Raw genomic sequence first — 18,655 nt, forward strand, 5'->3', positions numbered from 1 at the left:
CGCTTCGTCCGTTGTGCCGGCGTGTCCGCCGTCTGTCGGTCGCGCAGTGGCGGGCGCGGGGCGCGCGCCACCGGCCCGGGCCCCGGCCCCCAGGCGGGGCCCCGGGGGCGGCCCCCGCCCCGGCCCCGCCCCCGGACTCCCCCCGCGCGCACCCCTGCCCACCCCCATGAGGCAGGTGTGCGCACGGTCGGTGGGACCGCTTCCGCCCCCACGGAAAGCGTCCGCATAGTGACCAAAGAAACGCTATCGCTTGAGCACCTCGACGTGTGACGGTCAATCGACCGACAAGCCGACGCGGGACAGCGACAGGTGGGGCACCGAGTGGCAGATGAGCCGGATGACTCCCAGGCCCCGCCCGAACGCGCCGGGAGAACGGACTCCGCCCCGCGCCCGGGGCCTGCCGAGCGGGAGTTCGTGCGGTTCGCGTACCGCTACGCGTACCGGATCCGAGTGGTGGTGGTCTGCTCCTGCGCGGTGCTGGCCGTACCGGCGATGCCCGCGGACCGTATGGCCGTCGCCTCGGCCATTTCCTGCGTCGTGCTCGGCTGGAGCGCTCTGCACTACCGGCTGGGGATGACGGGGGCCCACCCCGGGCGACTGCTCGCCGCCGACGTGGTGGTGCTGACCGCACTCTGCCTCACTCAGGATCTGACGATTCCGGACAGCCAGACCAGGTACGGCAATACCTGGCTACTGGTGGTGGTCAGCATCGTGGCGGTCGGGTACCAGATGATGTACCCGGCGGGACTCGCGCTGGCCGCGGCGCTGCTGCTGGCCGCCGTGGATCTGGCCGGTGCCATGCTCGACCGCCCCGACGGCTGGGACTACGCGGTGCCCAACGTCAGCTGGCTGCTGGTGCAGAGCCTGCTCGCCCAGGGGCTCTACCGGCTGGTGCTGCGCGCGAGCAGAGCCGCCGACGCGGTCGGTACGAGGGCCGCCGCGGCCCGGCGACGGCACGAAGTGGCACAGGCGCAGCGGTCGGCGGAGCGCGAGCATCTCGCGACCCTGCACGACACCGCGTGCGCCACCATGCTGATGGTCTCGGCCCATGGCCAGTCCCTCCGGCCGGAGATACTGCGTACCCAGGCGGCCAAGGACCTGCGGCGCCTGTCGTCGGAGCGGGCGACGTCCGGTGAGACGGATGTGGCACAAGAGCTGTTCGCGGAGACCGGCGACCATCGGCTCGTCGTACGCACCGAGTTCGACGCCTCTCTCGGCCTGATGTGGCGGCCGGCCGTCGCGGCGCTGCGCGGCAGCCTCGGTGAGGCGCTGCGTAATGTCTCGCGCCATGCGGGCGTCAACTCCGCGACGGTGACGGCGAGCCGGGAGGGTGACACCGTCACGGTCGTCATCAGCGACGACGGCGCCGGATTCGATGTGACGCGGGTGCCGCCGCACTGCCAGGGGCTGGCCCGCTCGGTCGTCGAGCGCATGGCCGCCGTCGGGGGCAGGGCGACGGTCGACTCCCGGCCGGGGCACGGCACCGCCGTACGCCTGGAGTGGCCGCATGTCTGACGATCGTCAGCCGCCAGGTCCGCGGGCGCCCGATCCCCTCGACAGCGAACCATCGGCATCCGATCCGCTGACGGACCGGATCGCCGCCGGCATGCTCGGCGCGCTGCGGCTGGCGGGGCTCGTCATTCTCTCCGCGGTCCACTTCGGGCTGGCGCTCCCCGCCCTGCTGGCCAACCTCGACGGCTACCGGCACACCTGGGTGCAGCTCAGCGCGTTCGGCCTGTTGACGCTCATCATCGTGGTCGACGCGCTTCTCGGAGTGGCCGGCCGGCGCAGACCGCGCGCCTGGGTCGCGGCGGGGCTGGTGTGCTCGCTCGTGGCGGCGGTCGTCGCCACCAGCCAACTGCCGGGAGACCACTATCTCGCCACGCCGCACTGGACGTTTCTGGAGATCGGCTGGTTCGGAGTCCTGCTGCTGTTCGACGCAGGTCTGAACGCGACCCTGCTCTTCCTCGGGCTCCATGTCGTCGTGACGCTCGGGCAGTTGACGCTCGCCGGGATCCCGTCCCGGCAGGCCGCGGCCGGTATGGCCGTCAGCGCCCTGGCCATCTGCGCGTTCCAGATCGCCGCCGCGGTGATGGCCAGGCTGCTGCGGGACTGCGCGACCGCCGCCGGTGCCACGGCACGAGAGCAGGAGCGGGTACGCACCGAGGCAGCGGTCTCCGCCCAGGTCCACGCCGACCAGCGGTCGCGCTACCGCGATCTCGGCCGCTCGGTACTGCCGCTGCTGACCGGGCTGGCCGAGGGAACGCTCGACCCCGGGGACGAGCGGATACGCCGCCGATGCGCCTTCGAGGCCGCCCGGCTGCGACGCCTCTTCGCCGAACGGGACCACGCGTCGGACCCGCTGCTCCATGAACTACGGGCCGGTATCGGGGTGGCCGAACGTCATGGGGTCGATGTGCAGCTCGCCGTACGGGGCGTCTCCGCTCCGGTTCCCCGGCATCTGCGCCGCGCGCTGACCGAGCCCGTACTCGCCGCGCTCGCGACCGCCGAGCGCAGCGCGCGGGCCACCGTCGTACGCGGCGGCGGGCAGGTACGGGTCAGTGTGGTGACGGACGCGCCCGAGACGGACATCCCGGAACCGACCGAGCGCGGTATCCGCGTACGGACGGTGCACAGCGAGGGACGGCTTCTCGTCGAGGCGTCGTACACGCTGCGCGCGCCGTCTCCTGCCGGGGACGCCCGTACGCCCGACGTCCCGAGCGCCCAGAACACCCAGAACACCCAGGGCACTCCGAGCGGTCAGAGCTCGTCCAGCGAGGTCAGCCCGTCCTGAATGGCCCTCGCGACCAGATTCGCCTTGGTCGTCGCGGGCCGCCCCGCGTTGGCGTACTTGATCCGTACCCGTTCCAGATAGGTGTTCACCGTACGTACGGAGATGCCGAGGCTCTCCCCGACCATGGCCTTCGACTCCGACTGGAACCACTCAAGCAGCACCTCCACCTCACGCGGGGTCAGCGCGGGGCGGCCCTTTCTGGCATCGCTGCCGAAAGCACCGGCGAGCGCGGGCGGCGTATAGGGCCGGCAGTCGGCGGCGGCCAGGGTGGCGGCCATGAGATGCCGTTCGCCCTCGGCCTTCGTCAGATAGGTGAACGCGCCCAGATCCAGACAGGTAAGAGCCGTCTCCTGGCTCTCCTGCATGGTGTAGATGATCACTTGGCGCTCCTGTGCGACCAGGTGCTTCAGCTCGGGGTACGCGGGGACCCCGTGGGAGAGCTGGAGGTCGAGCACCACCACATCCGCCGCCCGGCCGGGACCGCTCATGGCGACGGCGAGGTCGGGGCCCTTGGCGGTGACGGTGATCGGCCGTTCCGACGCGGCGTACCAGGATTCGATCCCGGCGAGCACCACGGGATGATCGTCGATCAGCGCCACGCTCACGGGCTCGTTTTCCGGCATGCCTCATCATCCCCTCAACCGCGGGTGTCCCGCCATGCCCGGCCGAAGGAGCCGGGGGGAGGTCACGCCCGGCCTGCCGCCCGTACCGCACTACCCGGTGGACACCTCCGTGGACGCCCCCGTGGACACCCCCGAGGCCGGCGTCACGCCGCGTCGTTCGAACGGGACATCCGCAGCGCCAGCTCCCGCAGCAGCTCCTCCGAGGTGATGTCCGTACGGCCGCTGTCATGGACCTCGGCCAGCTGCGCGAAGACATAGGTGAACGCCCCGATCAGCTGCATCATCGGCGGCAGCGCGGCGGCGGTCACCGCGTGCGCCGCTTCGAGCGGGGTGGACTCCGGCGAGACCGTGAACGACGGGAAGACCTCGGCGAGCAGCGAACCGATCTGCCCCTCGCCGGACGCACCCTCGCCGGAGCCCCGCTCGCCGCCGTCCGTACCCCCCTCCGCCCCGACGTTCCCGTCCGAGTCCCCGTTGGCGGTCCGGATCCACTCAGCGGACTGCGTGAGAATGCCGATGGCCCTGAGAACGACTTCGCTCTGCTCCATACCCAGAGCCTATGGCGGCGCGCCGCGGTCCGTGGGCCCGTCCGCCGCTGTTCATGGCGAGGTCAAGACGTGGCCAAGACGTGGCCGCCCGCCGGGGCGCCGCGTCGGCGTCGCCCGCGCGAGGTGGAAGTGGGCAAAACCCGGACGCGGCGCCGGGTTCGGACCTACCCTCAAGTGGTGTCGGGCGAGTCCGGCCGGGTGCTTGTTGTCGACGACAACAGGGTCATCAGGCAGCTGATCAGGGTCAATCTCGAACTTGAGGGGTTCGAGGTCGTGACCGCGGCCGATGGTGCCGAGTGCCTGGAAGTGGTCCATGACGTCATGCCCGATGTCATCACCCTCGATGTGGTGATGCCGCGCCTCGACGGGGTCCGCACCGCCCAGCGGCTGCGCGCCGACCCCCGCACCAGCGATCTGCCGGTCGCGATCATCAGCGCCTGTACGCAGTACGAGGTGGACTCCGGGATGGCCGCCGGGGTGGACGCCTTCCTCGCCAAGCCCTTCGAGCCGGCCGAGCTGATCCGGCTCGTACGGCGGCTGACGCACCGGGAGGGCCCGTCCTCCCTGGACGGCAGGCACGGTGCCGGGCGGGCCGGAAGCGCCCGCGGCTGACCGCATCGCGAAACCGGTTCGCGAAGAGGCCCCCCTCCTCCCATACGCTTGTCCCGTGACCCCCGCCGAGCTCTCCCGAACCGTACGGCGCGCCGTGTGCCGCGCGGTCGAGGACGACGCCCTTCCCGGGCCCGTACCGGAACGGGTCGCGGTCGAGCGGCCCCGCCCGGGCGGCCGGGGGGATTACGCCAGCAATATCGCGCTGCGGCTGGCGGGCCCGGCCGGACGCCCGCCCCGCGAGGTCGCCGAGATCGTGCGCGCGAGCATCCTCCGTGCCGCGGCCGACGCGGGTCCCGCGACGAGCCCCGGCACGGCTCCCGGTATCGACCGTATCGAGATCACCGGCCCCGGCTTCCTCAACTTCACCCTGGCCCGCGACAGCCGCGCCGAGCTGGTCCGTACGGTCCTGCGCGCGGGACCGCGCTACGGACACGGCGACGCGCTCGCCGGTACGAGCGTGCCGCTCGCCCCCTCCGACGAGCCCCGGGCCGCCCTCTGGACCCGTACGGTCGTCGGACTGCTCCGTACCCAGGGCGCGTGGGCGGAGATCGTGCCCGGGGCCGCGGAGAGGCTCCGCCCGGTTCCCGCCCCCGCCGGCGACGACCTCTTCGCCCGGCTGGGCCCCGACGCGGCCCGCTGGGGGCTGTTGCGGCCCGCCGCCCACGACCGCCCGCTCACCGGCGCCGACCTGCTCGTACAGCGTGAGAGCAACCCCCTGTTCCTGGTGCGGTACGCCTACGCCCGTACGCGCGCTCTCGCGCGCAACGCGGCGCGACTGGGCATCACCCCCGGGGACCCGACCCCGGATGCCCCCCCGATCCCGGAGATCCCGGAGATCACCGGTCACGACAGCGCCATCGCGCCTCTCCTCACCGCCCTCGGCGATCACCCCGCCGTTCTCGAAGCCGCCGCCCGGCTGCGCGCGCCCGACCGGCTCGCCCGCCATCTCGAACAGACGGCGGACACGTTCCTGCGCTTCCAGGAGACCTGCCGCCCGCTGCCGCTCGGTGACGAGAAACCCTCGGCCGCCCACCGCTCCCGGCTCGCGCTCGCCGACGCCGCCGGGACCGTGCTGGCCGGCGGCCTGTCCCTGCTCGGCATCGACGCCCCCGCATACCTCTGAAGAGAACCAAGAGAGCCAAGAACATGAGCCGTTCCGCACACCCCGCAGGCCCCCGTCACGCGGATGTCCTCCCCGAGGGCCACTACACCGCGCCCGCCGCCGACCTCAACGCCCTTGACGAGAAGGTCTGGTCGCGTACGGTCCGCCGGAACGAGGACGGGGTGGCGACCGTCGCGGGGATCGAAGTGACCCGGCTGGCCGAGGAGTTCGGCACCCCCGCGTACATCCTCGACGAGGCGGACTTCCGCGCCCGCTGCCGCGCCTGGGCCGACGCCTTCGGCAAGGACGCCGATGTGTTCTACGCGGGCAAGGCGTTCCTCTCCCGGGCCGTCGTCCGCTGGCTCGACGAGGAGGGCCTCAACCTCGATGTCTGCTCCGGCGGTGAGCTCGCCACCGCGCTGGCGGCCGGGATGCCCGCCGAGCGGATCGCCTTCCACGGCAACAACAAGTCCGTGCAGGAGATCGAGCGGGCCGTCTCCGCCGGCGTCGGCCGTATCGTCCTCGACTCCTTCCAGGAGATCGTCCAGGTCGCGCATGTCGCCCAGCGTCTCGGCAGGCGCCAGCCCGTCCAGATCCGGGTCACGGTCGGCGTCGAGGCGCATACGCACGAGTTCATCGCCACCGCGCACGAGGACCAGAAGTTCGGGGTCGCCCTCGCGGGCGGGCAGGCCGCGGAGGCCGTCAGGCGGGCCCTCAAGCTCGACGGGCTCGAACTGATCGGTATCCACTCCCACATCGGCTCGCAGATCTTCGACATGGCCGGCTTCGAGGTCTCCGCCCGCCGCGTCGTCCAGCTGCTCGCCGAGGTACGTGACGAGCACGGCGTGGAACTGCCCGAGATCGACCTCGGTGGCGGCCTCGGCATCGCGTACACCTCCGAGGACGATCCCCGCGAGCCGAACGACATCGCGAAGGCCCTCAACGACATCGTCACCCGTGAGTGTGAGTCCGCCGGGCTGCGCACCCCGCGGATCTCCGTCGAGCCGGGGCGCGCGATCGTGGGGCCCACGGCCTTCACCCTGTACGAGGTCGGCACGATCAAGCCGCTCGAAGGGCTGCGTACGTATGTCAGTGTGGACGGTGGCATGTCCGACAACATCCGTACGGCCCTGTACGACGCCGAGTACAGCGTGGCGCTCGTCTCCCGCCGCTCCGACGCCGAGGCGATGCTGACGCGCGTCGTCGGCAAGCACTGCGAGAGCGGCGACATCGTCGTACGTGACGCGTTCCTGCCCGCGGATCTGGCGCCCGGTGATCTGATCGCCGTCCCCGCCACCGGCGCGTACTGCCGCTCGATGGCGAGCAACTACAACCACGCGCTCCGGCCGCCCGTCGTCGCCGTGAAGGACGGTGAGGCACGGGTGATCGTCCGGCGTGAGACGGAGGAAGATCTTCTGCGTCTCGATGTCGGTCACTGAAATACATGTCTCGCAATCTGGACGAGAGACAGAAAGTCCCGTCCAGTGAGTGAGACTGGTTCGGATTCCTGCTTTAAACAGCTGTGATGGATGAAAGGCGTAGGTCGGATGATGCGTACGCGTCCGCTGAAGGTGGCGCTGCTGGGCTGTGGAGTGGTCGGCTCAGAGGTGGCGCGCATCATGACGACGCACGCCGACGACCTCGCGGCGCGGATCGGGGCCCCGGTCGAGCTGGCCGGGGTGGCCGTACGGCGTCCCTCCAAGGTGCGTGAGGGCATCGACCCCGCGCTGATCACCACCGACGCCACCGCGCTGGTCAAGCGCGGTGACATCGATGTGGTCGTCGAGGTCATCGGCGGGATCGAGCCCGCCCGTACGCTGATCACCACCGCGTTCGAGCACGGCGCCTCCGTGGTCTCCGCGAACAAGGCCCTGCTCGCCGAGGACGGTGCGACGCTCTACGCGGCGGCCGAGCGGCACGGCCGGGATCTGTATTTCGAGGCGGCCGTCGCCGGCGCCATTCCGCTGATCAGGCCGCTGCGCGAGTCCCTCGCCGGTGACAAGGTGAACAGGGTCCTCGGCATCGTCAACGGCACCACCAACTTCATCCTCGATCGGATGGACACCGCGGGCTCCGGCTACTCCGAGGCGCTCGACGAGGCCACCGCACTCGGCTACGCGGAGGCCGACCCGACCGCCGACGTCGAGGGCTTCGACGCCGCCGCCAAGGCCGCCATCCTCGCCGGGATCGCCTTCCACACCCGGGTACGCCTCGACGATGTGCACCGCGAGGGCATCACGGAGGTCACCTCCGCCGACCTCGCCTCGGCGAAACGGATGGGCTGCACCGTCAAACTCCTCGCCATCTGCGAGCGCGCCGCCGACGGCCGGTCCGTCACCGCGCGGGTCCACCCGGCGATGATCCCGCTCAGCCATCCGCTCGCCTCCGTGCGCGAGGCGTACAACGCCGTCTTCGTCGAGGCCGAGGCGGCCGGACAGCTGATGTTCTACGGCCCCGGCGCGGGCGGCTCCCCGACGGCCTCCGCCGTGCTCGGCGACCTCGTCGCCGTCTGCCGCAACAAGCTCAACGAGGCCACGGGCCCCGGCGAGTCGGCGTACACCCAGCTGCCCGTGAGTCCCATGGGCGAGGTCGTGACGCGCTACCACATCAGCCTCGATGTGGCCGACAAACCCGGCGTACTCGCCCAAGTCGCCACGGTCTTCGCCGAACATGGTGTTTCGATCGATACCGTACGTCAGCAAGGCCGACAGGACGGCGGCGGCGAAGCCGCCCTCGTCGTCGTCACCCACCGCGCGCCAGACGCCGCCCTCTCCGGGACCGTCGAAGCGCTGCGCAAGCTCGACACCGTGCGCGGTGTCGCCAGCATCATGCGTGTTGAAGGGGAGTAAGGGACCCATGACCAGCATTGGCACCCGCCAGGGCACCCACCAGTGGCGCGGCATCATCGAGGAGTACCGGGACCGCCTCCCGGTGACGGAGAAGACGCCGGTCGTCACTCTCCGTGAGGGTGGTACGCCGCTCGTCCCCGCGCAGGTGCTCTCCGAGCGCACGGGATGTGACGTTCATCTCAAGGTCGAGGGCGCCAACCCCACCGGATCCTTCAAGGACCGTGGCATGACCATGGCCATCACCCGGGCCAAGGAGGAAGGCGCCCAGGCGGTCATCTGCGCCTCCACCGGCAACACCTCGGCCTCGGCCGCCGCCTACGCGGTACGCGCCGGAATGGTCTGCGCCGTGCTCGTACCCCAGGGGAAGATCGCGCTGGGCAAGATGGGCCAGGCGCTCGTCCACGGCGCGCGCATCCTCCAGGTCGAGGGCAACTTCGACGACTGTCTGACGCTCGCGCGCTCACTGTCCGACAACTACCCGGTGGCGCTGGTCAATTCGGTCAATCCGGTGCGGATCGAAGGCCAGAAGACCGCCGCCTTCGAAATCGTGGACGCGCTGGGCGACGCCCCCGACATTCATGTGCTGCCCGTCGGAAACGCCGGCAACATCACGGCGTACTGGAAGGGCTACACCCAGTACGCGGCCGACGGCCCCGCCGCGAGCACCCCCCGTATGTGGGGCTACCAGGCGTCCGGATCCGCGCCGATCGTGCGCGGCGAGATCGTCAAGGACCCGCACACCGTCGCCACCGCCATCCGGATCGGCAACCCGGCGTCCTGGCAGTACGCGCTGGCGGCCCGTGACGAGTCCGGCGGCTTCATCGACGAGGTGACCGACCGCCAGATCCTGGCCGCCTACCGGCTGTTGGCCTCCCAGGAGGGCGTCTTCGTCGAGCCCGCCTCGGCCGCCTCCGTCGCCGGTCTGCTCAAGGCCGCGGAAGAGGGCAAGGTCGACCCCGGCCAGCGCATCGTCTGCACCGTCACGGGAAACGGTCTCAAGGATCCGGACTGGGCGGTCGCGGGTGCGCCGCAGCCGGTCACCGTACCGGTGGACGCGGTCGCGGCGGCCCAGCGGCTGGGCCTGGCGTAAACCGGCCACAGGAACGTCCAGCGCCACCGGCCCGGCCTTCGGCGCACAGGAGTCGTGCGACACGCATCGTGCGCCTCCTGTGCGCCCTATGTCGCCATGGAACCTTCCTTCGATAAGCTGTACTCAACCCGCCCCGCCGCATATGCCGCGGTGTTGCCCCTGTGGCCCTCGGGTGTTCCGTATGTCCTCGAACATCTCGCAGCAGCCCCTGTCTCGCAGCCGAATCCCGCAGCCCCGCAGTCACCACCCCGGTAGTCCCGCCGTCACAAGGAGAGTCGTCAGAGCGATGGCCGGTCCCGCGTTCCGCGCCGCCGCCGTACGGGTGCGCACCCCCGCCACCAGCGCCAATCTCGGCCCGGGCTTCGACGCCTTCGGCCTGTCGCTGGGGCTCTACGACGACGTGGTCGTCCGCGTCGCCGACTCCGGCCTGCATGTCGACATCGCGGGTGAGGGCGCCGAAACGCTTCCCCGTGACGAGAACCATCTGCTCGTACGGTCCCTGCGCACGGCCTTCGAGCTGCTCGGCGGGCAGCCGCGCGGCCTGGAGGTCGTCTGCGCCAACCGCATCCCGCACGGCCGCGGTCTGGGCTCCTCGTCGGCCGCGATCTGCGCCGGGATCGTCGCGGCCCGCGCGGTGACCATAGGCGGCGACGTCCGGCTGGACGATGTGGCGCTGCTCGAACTGGCCACCGAGATCGAGGGCCACCCCGACAATGTCGCCGCCTGTCTGCTCGGCGGATTCACGGTGGCCTGGATGGACGGCGGGGCGGCGCGCGCCATCAGGATGAAGCCCGCCGATTCCATCGTTCCGGTGGTTTTCGTGCCCGAGAGCCCGGTTCTCACCGAGACCGCCCGCGGCCTGCTGCCGCGTAACGTCCCCCATGTGGACGCCGCGGTCAACGCCGGTCGCGCGGCCCTGCTCGTAGAGGCCCTGACCAGGCGCCCCGAGCTGCTGCTGCCGGCCACCGAGGACCGGCTCCACCAGGACTACCGGACCCCGGCGATGCCGCAGAGCGTCGCCCTTGTCAACCGACTGCGCGCGGACGGCGTCCCCGCGGTCATCTCCGGCGCGGGCCCCACGGTCCTCGCGCTGGTCGAGGACGGTGCGGCCGACAAGGTCGCACGGCTTGCGGGCGAGGGATGGGCGGCCAATCGGCTCTCCCTCGACGACGCGGGGACGAGCGTTCTGCCGCTCGGCTCGTAGCCACAGGAGATTGCCGGTGAGTGAGAGGGGGAATGTTTGTTGGAGCCGGTAGTGTTAACCTCAAGTCTGCAACCGACGTCTTTGAGGCGCGGTGCTTCGTGTCCCGCTTCGGGACCACCCTTCTTCCGGGAGCCTCCCCAACTGCCTGAGCAGCCTGCCTGAGCAGTTTTGAGCACGCACCGGAACCGGCACGACACCCCCCGCTTTTCCCAGCGGTGGGCCGAGCAGGGGGACCTCGGGCCGGACCCATTGCACGTATGCACGTTTGCAGATTTCTCCGCCATACCCGGCGGGACCACCGCCCCGGCACGGTCCACAAGACAGGACCGCAGTCGGACAGCACAACCGGTCGCCGAGCCAGAAGGCCGACGTCCGCTCCAGGGAAGGACCCTTCGTGAGCGACACCACCGATCTGATGGGCGTGACTGCCGACAGCACTGTCGACACGACCGCGCCCGCCGAAGGTGCTGCCACTGGCACCACCGCACGGCGCCGCCGCTCCGGCACCGGCCTTGAGGGCATGGTCCTGGCCGAGCTGCAGCAGGTCGCGTCAGGCCTCGGCATCAGGGGCACCGCGCGGATGCGCAAGAGCCAGCTGATCGAGGTCATCAAGGAGGCGCAGGCCGGGGGCTCGTCCGCCGCCAAGAGCGCCGACTCCGGCAGCGCCGACGCCGAGACCAAGCCGAAGCGGCGCGCGACCTCCAAGGCCCGTACGGGCGATGGCGCCGAGGACAAGTCCGGCAAGGCCGATACGGCCGTGGCCCAGCAGCAGATCGATATTCCCGGCCAGCCCGCCAGTGACGATCAGCCCTCGGGCGAGCGCCGCCGTCGCAGGGCCACCGCGCAGGCGGGCAGCCCCGACACCGCCGCGGACGCCAGGGCCGAGGCCCCGGCCGATGTCAAGGTCGAGGCCCAGCCCGACGCCAAGGCCGAGGCGGCCGTCTCCGCGTCCGCCAACGGCTCGGCGCAGACCGAGGCCGACGGCCGGCGCGGTGAGCGCCAGGACCGCGGTCAGCGCGGCGACCGTGACCGCGGCGAGCGCGGCGACCGCCGTGACCGCCAGCGCGACCGCCGGGGCAAGGGCGAGGACCAGCAGGGCGGCCAGGGCGGTCAGCAGCAGGGCGGCGGTCGCCAGCAGCGCGACAACCGCGGCGGCGGACAGGGCCAGGGCCAGAGCGGCGGCCAGAACACCGGCCCGCAGGACGACTTCGACGACGAGGCTGGCGGCCGGCGCGGCCGGCGCGGGCGCTACCGCGACCGCCGTGGCCGCCGTGGCCGCGACGAGTTCGGGCCCGGCGAGCCGCAGGTCGCCGACGACGATGTGCTGATCCCCGTCGCGGGCATCCTCGACATCCTCGACAACTACGCGTTCATCAGGACCTCCGGCTACCTGCCCGGTCCCAACGACGTGTACGTCTCGCTCGCCCAGGTCCGCAAGAACGGCCTGCGCAAGGGTGACCATGTCACCGGCGCGGTCCGCCAGCCCAAGGAAGGCGAGCGCCGCGAGAAGTTCAACGCGCTGGTCCGCCTCGACTCCGTCAACGGCATGGCGCCCGAAACCGGCCGCGGCCGGCCGGAGTTCCAGAAGTTGACGCCGCTCTACCCGCAGGACCGGCTCCGGCTGGAGACCGACCCGGGTGTGCTGACGACGCGGATCATCGACCTGGTCGCCCCCATCGGCAAGGGCCAGCGCGGTCTGATCGTGGCCCCGCCGAAGACCGGTAAGACCATGATCCTCCAGGCCATCGCCAACGCGATCACGGTCAACAGCCCCGAGTGCCATCTGATGGTCGTCCTCGTCGACGAGCGTCCGGAAGAGGTCACCGACATGCAGCGGTCGGTCAAGGGCGAGGTCATCTCCTCGACCTTCGACCGCCCGGCCGAGGACCACACCACCGTCGCCGAGCTGGCCATCGAGCGTGCCAAGCGCCTGGTCGAGCTGGGTCACGACGTGGTCGTCCTGCTGGACTCCATCACCCGTCTGGGCCGTGCGTACAACCTCGCGGCCCCCGCCTCCGGACGCATCCTGTCCGGTGGTGTCGACTCGACCGCGCTCTACCCGCCGAAGCGCTTCTTCGGTGCGGCACGCAACATCGAGGACGGCGGCTCGCTGACCATCCTGGCCACCGCGCTGGTCGAGACCGGCTCGCGCATGGACGAGGTGATCTTCGAGGAGTTCAAGGGCACCGGCAACATGGAGCTCAAGCTCGACCGGAAGCTCTCCGACAAGCGCATCTTCCCGGCGGTGGACGTGGACGCGTCCAGCACCCGTAAGGAAGAGATCCTGCTCGGCAGCGACGAGCTCGCCGTCGTCTGGAAGCTGCGCCGGGTGCTGCACGCCCTCGATCAGCAGCAGGCGATCGAGCTGCTGCTGGACAAGATGAAGCAGACGAAGTCGAACGCGGAGTTCCTGCTCCAGATCCAGAAGACGACGCCCGGCCCCGGAAACGGCAACGGCAACGACTGACCGGGATCGGCCAGGTCCGACGCTCACGGAAACCGCCCCCTCGCTCCGGCGAGGGGGCGGTTTCCGTCTCCGGGCCCGGGTCCCCCGGACGGCCACAGCGTGCCGTGCCGCCCTTCTTGATGTTTCACTATGTGGATGAGTGGTGGCAAAACGCCCCACATCACCTGGCGGGAGGTAGCGGAACCGGCGCGACGGACAGAGGGAGACCATGACCGACCGGAGCGACAGCCGAATACGTGACGGCGACAAGCGCCGCAAGACCTCGGGCAAGCGCCGGCGCGCGACCACCTTCGTGGCGTGGTCCGCCGCGGCTCTGATGCTCCTCGGCGGCTCCGGGCTCGGCTACGTCTATTTCAAGCTCGACGGCAACCTCTCGGGCATCGACATCAACGCCCTGCTGGGCCGTGACCGCCCGGCCAACGCCGACAACGGCTCCGAGGACATCCTCGTCCTCGGCTCGGACTCCCGGGCCGGTGCGAACGCCACGTACGGCCGGGATGGCGGCGGCGCACGCTCCGACACCGCGATGATCGTCCACGTCTACAAGGGCCACAAGACGGCCAGCGTCGTCTCGATACCGCGGGACACCCTGATCGACCGCCCCGAGTGCACCGACTCCACGGGCGCCGCCGTGCCCGGCGCGCGGCTCGCCATGTTCAACACGGCGTACGAGGTCGGAGGCCCCGCCTGCGCCGTGAAGACCGTCGAGACGATGTCCGGTATCCGTATGGATCACTACATCGAGATCGACTTCACCGGCTTCAAGAAGCTCGTCGACCAGCTCGGCGGCGTGCGGATCACCACCACACGGGCCATCGACGACCCCAAGAGCCATCTGAGGCTCGCGCCCGGCACCCACACCCTCGACGGTGAGCAGTCCCTCGGTCTCGTACGGACCCGCCACAGCGTCGGCGACGGCAGCGACCTGGGCCGGATAGAGCTCCAGCAGGCCTTCATCAAGGCACTGATCGACCAGGTCAGGAGCATCGGCCTGTTCAGCAGCCCGAAGAAGCTGTACGACCTCGCCGACACCGCCACCCGCGCGATCACCCCCGACTCCCAGCTCGATTCGATCCCCGAGCTGGTCGGATTCGCCGACGGACTCAAGAACCTCGGGGCCAAGGACGTCAAGATGATCACGCTCCCCGTCCGGTACGACCCCGCCGACCGGAACCGCGTACTGCCCCTCCAGGCCGAATCCGAGCAGGTCTGGACGGCGCTCAGACAGGACAGGCCCATCCCGGCCTCCGCGACCAAGGACTCCGCGGGCGACCAGGGCGACGCGAACGGCGTGGTCAGGGGCGGCTGACCGGCCCGCGCACGGACGATCCGCCCGCCGCGGCGCACCGGCTTTCCATGGGTGTGGGGCGGAATCCGGAATACTTTCCGCCGCACCCCGGTTTTGGGAGATACGGCCGGTCCTGGCAGACTGGTTCGTCGGTCCCGGTTCACGCACGCGCACTCCGCGCGTGCGACCCGGCACCCTCCCCGCCTCCGCGCGGGGAAGTCCCTAGGAGAACCCCTTGAAGCGCGACATCCACCCCGCGTACGTCGAGACCCAGGTCAGCTGCACCTGCGGTGCGTCGTTCACCACCCGGAGCACCATCGAGTCCGGCACCATCCGTGCCGACCTCTGCTCCGAGTGCCACCCGTTCTACACGGGCAAGCAGAAGATCCTCGACACCGGTGGCCGCGTGGCCCGCTTCGAGGCCCGCTTCGGCAAGGCCGCCGCCTCCGCCAAGAAGTAGCGAGCAACCCGCGCCGGTTCTCGGTGCCCCGTTGACCGGGGCGCCGAGACCGGCGCTTTGGCGTCCCGAAGCACCTTTCGTACGGAAACCAGGAGCCCCCGATGTTCGAGGCGGTCGAGGAACTGATCGGCGAGCACGCCGATCTGGAGAAGAAGCTCGCCGACCCGTCGGTCCACGCGGACCAGGGACACGCGCGCAAGCTCAACAAGCGTTACGCCGAACTCACCCCGATCATCGGCACCTACCGCTCCTGGAAGCAGACCGGCGAGGACATCGTGACCGCCCGCGAGTTCGCGGCCGACGATCCCGATTTCGCCGCCGAGGTCAAGGAGCTGGAGAAGCAGCGCGAAGAGCTGACCGAGAAGCTCCGCCTGCTGCTCGTACCGCGCGACCCCAGCGACGACAAGGACGTCATCCTGGAGGTCAAGGCCGGCGCGGGCGGCGACGAGTCCGCGCTCTTCGCGGGCGACCTGCTGCGCATGTATCTGCGGTACGCGGAGCGCGTCGGCTGGAAGACCGAGATCATCGACGCCACCGAGTCCGAGCTGGGCGGCTACAAGGACGTCCAGGTCGCGGTGAAGACCAAGGGCGGCAACGGCGCCACCGAGCCCGGACAGGGCGTCTGGGCGCGGCTCAAGTACGAGGGCGGGGTGCACCGCGTACAGCGCGTGCCGTCCACCGAGTCGCAGGGCCGTATCCACACCTCCGCCGCCGGTGTGCTCGTCACGCCCGAGGCGGAGGAGGTCGATGTGGAGATCCACGCGAACGATCTGCGGATCGACGTCTACCGCTCCTCGGGACCCGGCGGCCAGTCCGTCAACACCACCGACTCCGCCGTACGCATCACCCATCTGCCGACCGGTGTCGTCGCCTCCTGCCAGAACGAGAAGAGCCAGCTCCAGAACAAGGAGCAGGCCATGCGTATCCTTCGCTCGCGGCTTCTCGCGGCGGCACAGGAGGAGGCGGAGAAGAACGCCGCGGACGCCAGGCGCAGCCAGGTACGGACGGTCGACAGGTCCGAGAAGATCCGGACCTACAACTTCCCGGAAAACCGGATCTCCGACCACCGCGTCGGCTTCAAGGCGTACAACTTGGACCAGGTGCTCGACGGAGAGCTGGACGCGGTCATCCAGGCCTGCGTCGACGCCGACTCCGCGGCGAAGCTCGCCGCCGCCCAGTAACCACTCTCGCAGTCCGGAGGAACCAGCGTGCAGCCACTTCCCGGTGGGCACAGCGACCCTCAGCGGCTCCGTCGCGGGCCCGCCAGCCGCGGCAGCCTGCTGCTCGCCGAGGTGGCCCAGGCCACTCAGCGGCTGGCGGACGCGGGCGTGCCGTCGCCGCGCTTCGACGCGGAGGAGCTGGCCGCGTATGTGCACGGTGTCAAGCGGGGAGAGCTGCACAACGTCAAGGACGCGGACTTCGACGCCCGCTACTGGGAGGCCGTGGCCCGCCGCGAGGCCCGTGAGCCGCTCCAGCACATCACCGGACGTGCCTTCTTCCGCTATCTGGAACTCCAGGTGGGCCCCGGCGTGTTCGTGCCGCGCCCGGAGACCGAGTCGGTCGTCGGCTGGGCGATAGACGCCGTACGCGCCATGGACGTCGTGGAGCCGCTGATCGTCGACCTGTGCGCGGGCTCCGGCGCGATCGCGCTCGCGATGGCACAGGAGGTGCCGCGCTCGCGTGTGCACGCCGTGGAGCTGTCGGAGCAGGCCCTCGCCTGGACGCGGAAGAACGCGGAGGGGTCCAGGGTCACCGTCCACCAGGGAGACGCTCTGAGCGCCCTCACGGAGTTCGACGGCCAGGTCGACCTGGTCATCTCCAACCCGCCGTACATCCCGCTGACCGAGTGGGAGTACGTCGCGCCCGAGGCCCGTGACCACGATCCGGAGATGGCCCTCTTCTCCGGCGAGGACGGCCTCGACACGATCCGTGGCATCGAACGCACCGCGCACCGGCTGCTGCGGCCCGGCGGTCTGGTCGTCGTCGAGCACGCGGACACCCAGGGCGGCCAGGTGCCGTGGATCTTCAGCGAGGAATCCGGCTGGGCCGACGCAGCCGACCACCCCGATCTGAACAAGCGACCGCGCTTCGCGACAGCCCGTAAGGCCATGCCGTGACCGCGCCGGCCGCACGGAGCGCCGTACCGGGCGCAGCACAGACAGCCGCACCGGCGGCGAACCGGGCATCACACCACAGGAGGGCCGGCTAAATGGCACGGCGATACGACTGCAACGACGCGACCGACCGTACGACGGGTCTGCGCGAGGCCGCGTCGGCCGTCCGCCGTAGTGAGCTGGTCGTGCTGCCCACCGACACCGTCTACGGGATCGGTGCGGACGCCTTCAGCTCCGAGGCCGTCGCCGATCTGCTGGGCGCCAAGGGGCGTGGCCGCAATATGCCCACCCCTGTCCTGATCGGTTCCCCGAACACCCTGCACGGCCTGGTCACCGACTTCTCCGAGCAGGCCTGGGAGCTGGTCGACGCGTTCTGGCCCGGCGCCCTCACTCTCGTCGCCAAGCACCAGCCGTCCCTCCAGTGGGACCTCGGGGACACCCGCGGCACCGTCGCCATCCGGATGCCGCTGCACCCCGTCGCCATCGAACTGCTCACCGAGGTCGGCCCGATGGCCGTCTCCAGCGCCAATCTCACGGGACACCCGGCCCCCGAGGACTGCGACGCCGCGCAGGAGATGCTCGGGGACGCCGTCTCCGTCTATCTCGACGGCGGCCCGACGCCCGGGATCGTCCCCTCCTCGATCGTCGATGTCACCGGCGGGGTCCCGGTACTGCTACGGGCCGGCGCCCTGAACGCGGACGAGCTCCGCAAGGTGGTACCCGACCTTGAGGTGGCCAATTGACCGCCCCTGAGGGGCGTGGCATAGCGGAGACCGCATTCACCGGCAACACCTTCCGCATCCTCCACGTCAGCACCGGCAACGTGTGCCGCTCGCCGATCACCGAGCGGCTGAACCGGCATGCCCTGACCGTCCGCCTCGGCGAGCGGCTCACCGGCGGCCTGATCGTGGAGAGCGCGGGCACCTGGGGGCACGAGGGCGCCGCCATGGAGGCCAACGCCGAAGCCGTCCTGGCCGACTTCGGCGCGGACGCCTCCGGCTTCGTCGGCCGTGAGCTGCTCGACGAACACGTCATCCGCGCCGACCTGGTCCTCACCGCGACCCGCGACCACCGCGCCCAGGTGATCTCCATGGGCCACTCGGCGGGGCTGCGCACCTTCACGCTCAAGGAGTTCACCCGGCTGGTGCGCGCCATAGACCCGGCGACACTGCCGGACCCCCTCGACGAGGGCGTGGTCGAGCGCGCCCGCGCGCTGGTCCGCGCGGCGGCGGCGCTCCGCGGCTGGCTGCTGGCGCCCACGGCGGACGCGGACGAGGTCTACGACCCGTACGGCGCGCCCATCACGTTCTTCCGCTCCATCGGCGAGGAGATCCACCAGGCGCTGGACCCGGTCGTCACGGCGCTGACAGGAGTCCCGGCGCGGCCTCCTCTTTTTTGAGGGCTCGGTTCGCCTCCGGGGCGCTTTGTGCCGACGTCGACGGTCGACCGTGCTCGCCCCCTCGTTCCTCGGGGCCTGCGCGCGCTCTCCCTTTCGACGTCGGCG

General features: G+C 70.8%; 17 protein-coding genes. 15 read left to right on the forward strand and 2 right to left on the reverse strand.

The genetic code is table 11. From position 1 onward, the window contains the following. Positions 1–321: 321 nt before the first annotated feature. Both AB0M67_RS37690 and AB0M67_RS37695 read left to right on the forward strand, forming a co-directional pair. A complete protein-coding gene (locus tag AB0M67_RS37690) occupies positions 322–1,515 on the forward strand; it encodes an ATP-binding protein (protein WP_365752179.1) in 1,194 nt (397 codons plus the stop codon). Then, a complete protein-coding gene (locus tag AB0M67_RS37695; protein ID WP_365752181.1) occupies positions 1,508–2,794 on the forward strand; it encodes a hypothetical protein in 1,287 nt (428 codons plus the stop codon). The genes AB0M67_RS37690 and AB0M67_RS37695 overlap by 8 nt, the downstream gene beginning before the upstream one ends. Here AB0M67_RS37695 and AB0M67_RS37700 read toward each other — a convergent pair. Both AB0M67_RS37700 and AB0M67_RS37705 read right to left on the reverse strand, forming a co-directional pair. Further along, positions 2,761–3,417, reverse strand: a complete 657-nt coding sequence (locus AB0M67_RS37700) for a response regulator (RefSeq protein ID WP_365752182.1) — start codon at positions 3,415–3,417, stop codon at positions 2,761–2,763. The genes AB0M67_RS37695 and AB0M67_RS37700 overlap by 34 nt on opposite strands. A 143-nt stretch (positions 3,418–3,560) precedes the next feature. Further along, on the reverse strand, positions 3,561–3,965 hold the full coding sequence (locus tag AB0M67_RS37705) for a hypothetical protein (protein WP_365752184.1): 405 nt from the start codon (positions 3,963–3,965) through the stop codon (positions 3,561–3,563). Positions 3,966–4,094: 129 nt separating this feature from the next. Between AB0M67_RS37705 and AB0M67_RS37710 the strand changes: the two genes are divergently transcribed. From AB0M67_RS37710 to AB0M67_RS37770, 13 genes are all read left to right on the forward strand, one after another. Further along, a complete protein-coding gene (locus AB0M67_RS37710) occupies positions 4,095–4,577 on the forward strand; it encodes a response regulator (protein WP_365752186.1) in 483 nt (160 codons plus the stop codon). A gap of 55 nt (positions 4,578–4,632) precedes the next feature. Next, positions 4,633–5,700, forward strand: coding sequence for an ArgS-related anticodon-binding protein NrtL (gene nrtL, locus AB0M67_RS37715; protein ID WP_365752188.1), 1,068 nt, complete (start codon positions 4,633–4,635; stop codon positions 5,698–5,700). A gap of 23 nt (positions 5,701–5,723) precedes the next feature. Next, entirely contained in the window at positions 5,724–7,118 is a 1,395-nt protein-coding gene (lysA, locus tag AB0M67_RS37720; protein ID WP_365752190.1) for a diaminopimelate decarboxylase, read from the forward strand. Between the two features lie 108 nt (positions 7,119–7,226). Beyond that, positions 7,227–8,528 (forward strand): homoserine dehydrogenase, encoded by a 1,302-nt coding sequence (locus AB0M67_RS37725; RefSeq protein WP_365752192.1) that lies wholly within the window; start codon positions 7,227–7,229, stop codon positions 8,526–8,528. 7 nt (positions 8,529–8,535) lie between these two features. Continuing rightward, positions 8,536–9,618, forward strand: a complete 1,083-nt coding sequence (thrC, locus tag AB0M67_RS37730) for a threonine synthase (RefSeq protein WP_365752194.1) — start codon at positions 8,536–8,538, stop codon at positions 9,616–9,618. Positions 9,619–9,904: 286 nt separating this feature from the next. After that, on the forward strand, positions 9,905–10,822 hold the full coding sequence (gene thrB / locus AB0M67_RS37735; protein ID WP_365752196.1) for a homoserine kinase: 918 nt from the start codon (positions 9,905–9,907) through the stop codon (positions 10,820–10,822). A 394-nt stretch (positions 10,823–11,216) separates the two neighbouring features. Continuing rightward, a complete protein-coding gene (gene rho / locus AB0M67_RS37740) occupies positions 11,217–13,289 on the forward strand; it encodes a transcription termination factor Rho (RefSeq protein ID WP_365752198.1) in 2,073 nt (690 codons plus the stop codon). Positions 13,290–13,497: 208 nt separating this feature from the next. Next, entirely contained in the window at positions 13,498–14,598 is a 1,101-nt protein-coding gene (locus tag AB0M67_RS37745; protein WP_365752200.1) for an LCP family protein, read from the forward strand. A gap of 214 nt (positions 14,599–14,812) precedes the next feature. Next, positions 14,813–15,037 (forward strand): 50S ribosomal protein L31, encoded by a 225-nt coding sequence (gene rpmE / locus AB0M67_RS37750; RefSeq protein ID WP_066950131.1) that lies wholly within the window; start codon positions 14,813–14,815, stop codon positions 15,035–15,037. Positions 15,038–15,138: 101 nt separating this feature from the next. Then, positions 15,139–16,218, forward strand: a complete 1,080-nt coding sequence (prfA, locus tag AB0M67_RS37755) for a peptide chain release factor 1 (RefSeq protein WP_249953498.1) — start codon at positions 15,139–15,141, stop codon at positions 16,216–16,218. 96 nt (positions 16,219–16,314) lie between these two features. Next, positions 16,315–17,154 carry a peptide chain release factor N(5)-glutamine methyltransferase gene (prmC, locus tag AB0M67_RS37760; protein ID WP_249953548.1) on the forward strand — a complete coding sequence of 280 codons (840 nt, stop codon included), beginning with the start codon at positions 16,315–16,317 and terminating at the stop codon, positions 17,152–17,154. 92 nt (positions 17,155–17,246) lie between these two features. Then, positions 17,247–17,894 (forward strand): L-threonylcarbamoyladenylate synthase, encoded by a 648-nt coding sequence (locus tag AB0M67_RS37765; RefSeq protein WP_365752203.1) that lies wholly within the window; start codon positions 17,247–17,249, stop codon positions 17,892–17,894. Beyond that, complete coding sequence (locus AB0M67_RS37770) at positions 17,891–18,550, forward strand: protein-tyrosine-phosphatase (protein WP_365752205.1); 660 nt, start codon at positions 17,891–17,893, stop codon at positions 18,548–18,550. The genes AB0M67_RS37765 and AB0M67_RS37770 overlap by 4 nt, the downstream gene beginning before the upstream one ends. Positions 18,551–18,655 lie beyond the last annotated feature (105 nt).

It is taken from the genome of Streptomyces sp. NPDC051662, assembly GCF_040681655.1.
GTDB lineage: Bacteria > Actinomycetota > Actinomycetes > Streptomycetales > Streptomycetaceae > Streptomyces.

What these genes read in the sequence shown, in the direction of transcription:
- AB0M67_RS37695 (WP_365752181.1), top strand. Translation starts at nt 1,508, where the DNA reads ATGTCTGACGATCGTCAGCCGCCAGGTCCGCGGGCGCCCGATCCCCTC.
- AB0M67_RS37700 (WP_365752182.1), bottom strand. Translation starts at nt 3,417, where the DNA reads ATGCCGGAAAACGAGCCCGTGAGCGTGGCGCTGATCGACGATCATCCC.
- AB0M67_RS37705 (WP_365752184.1), bottom strand. Translation starts at nt 3,965, where the DNA reads ATGGAGCAGAGCGAAGTCGTTCTCAGGGCCATCGGCATTCTCACGCAG.
- lysA (WP_365752190.1), top strand. Translation starts at nt 5,724, where the DNA reads ATGAGCCGTTCCGCACACCCCGCAGGCCCCCGTCACGCGGATGTCCTC.
- AB0M67_RS37725 (WP_365752192.1), top strand. Translation starts at nt 7,227, where the DNA reads ATGATGCGTACGCGTCCGCTGAAGGTGGCGCTGCTGGGCTGTGGAGTG.
- thrC (WP_365752194.1), top strand. Translation starts at nt 8,536, where the DNA reads ATGACCAGCATTGGCACCCGCCAGGGCACCCACCAGTGGCGCGGCATC.
- thrB (WP_365752196.1), top strand. Translation starts at nt 9,905, where the DNA reads ATGGCCGGTCCCGCGTTCCGCGCCGCCGCCGTACGGGTGCGCACCCCC.
- AB0M67_RS37745 (WP_365752200.1), top strand. Translation starts at nt 13,498, where the DNA reads ATGACCGACCGGAGCGACAGCCGAATACGTGACGGCGACAAGCGCCGC.
- prfA (WP_249953498.1), top strand. Translation starts at nt 15,139, where the DNA reads ATGTTCGAGGCGGTCGAGGAACTGATCGGCGAGCACGCCGATCTGGAG.
- AB0M67_RS37765 (WP_365752203.1), top strand. Translation starts at nt 17,247, where the DNA reads ATGGCACGGCGATACGACTGCAACGACGCGACCGACCGTACGACGGGT.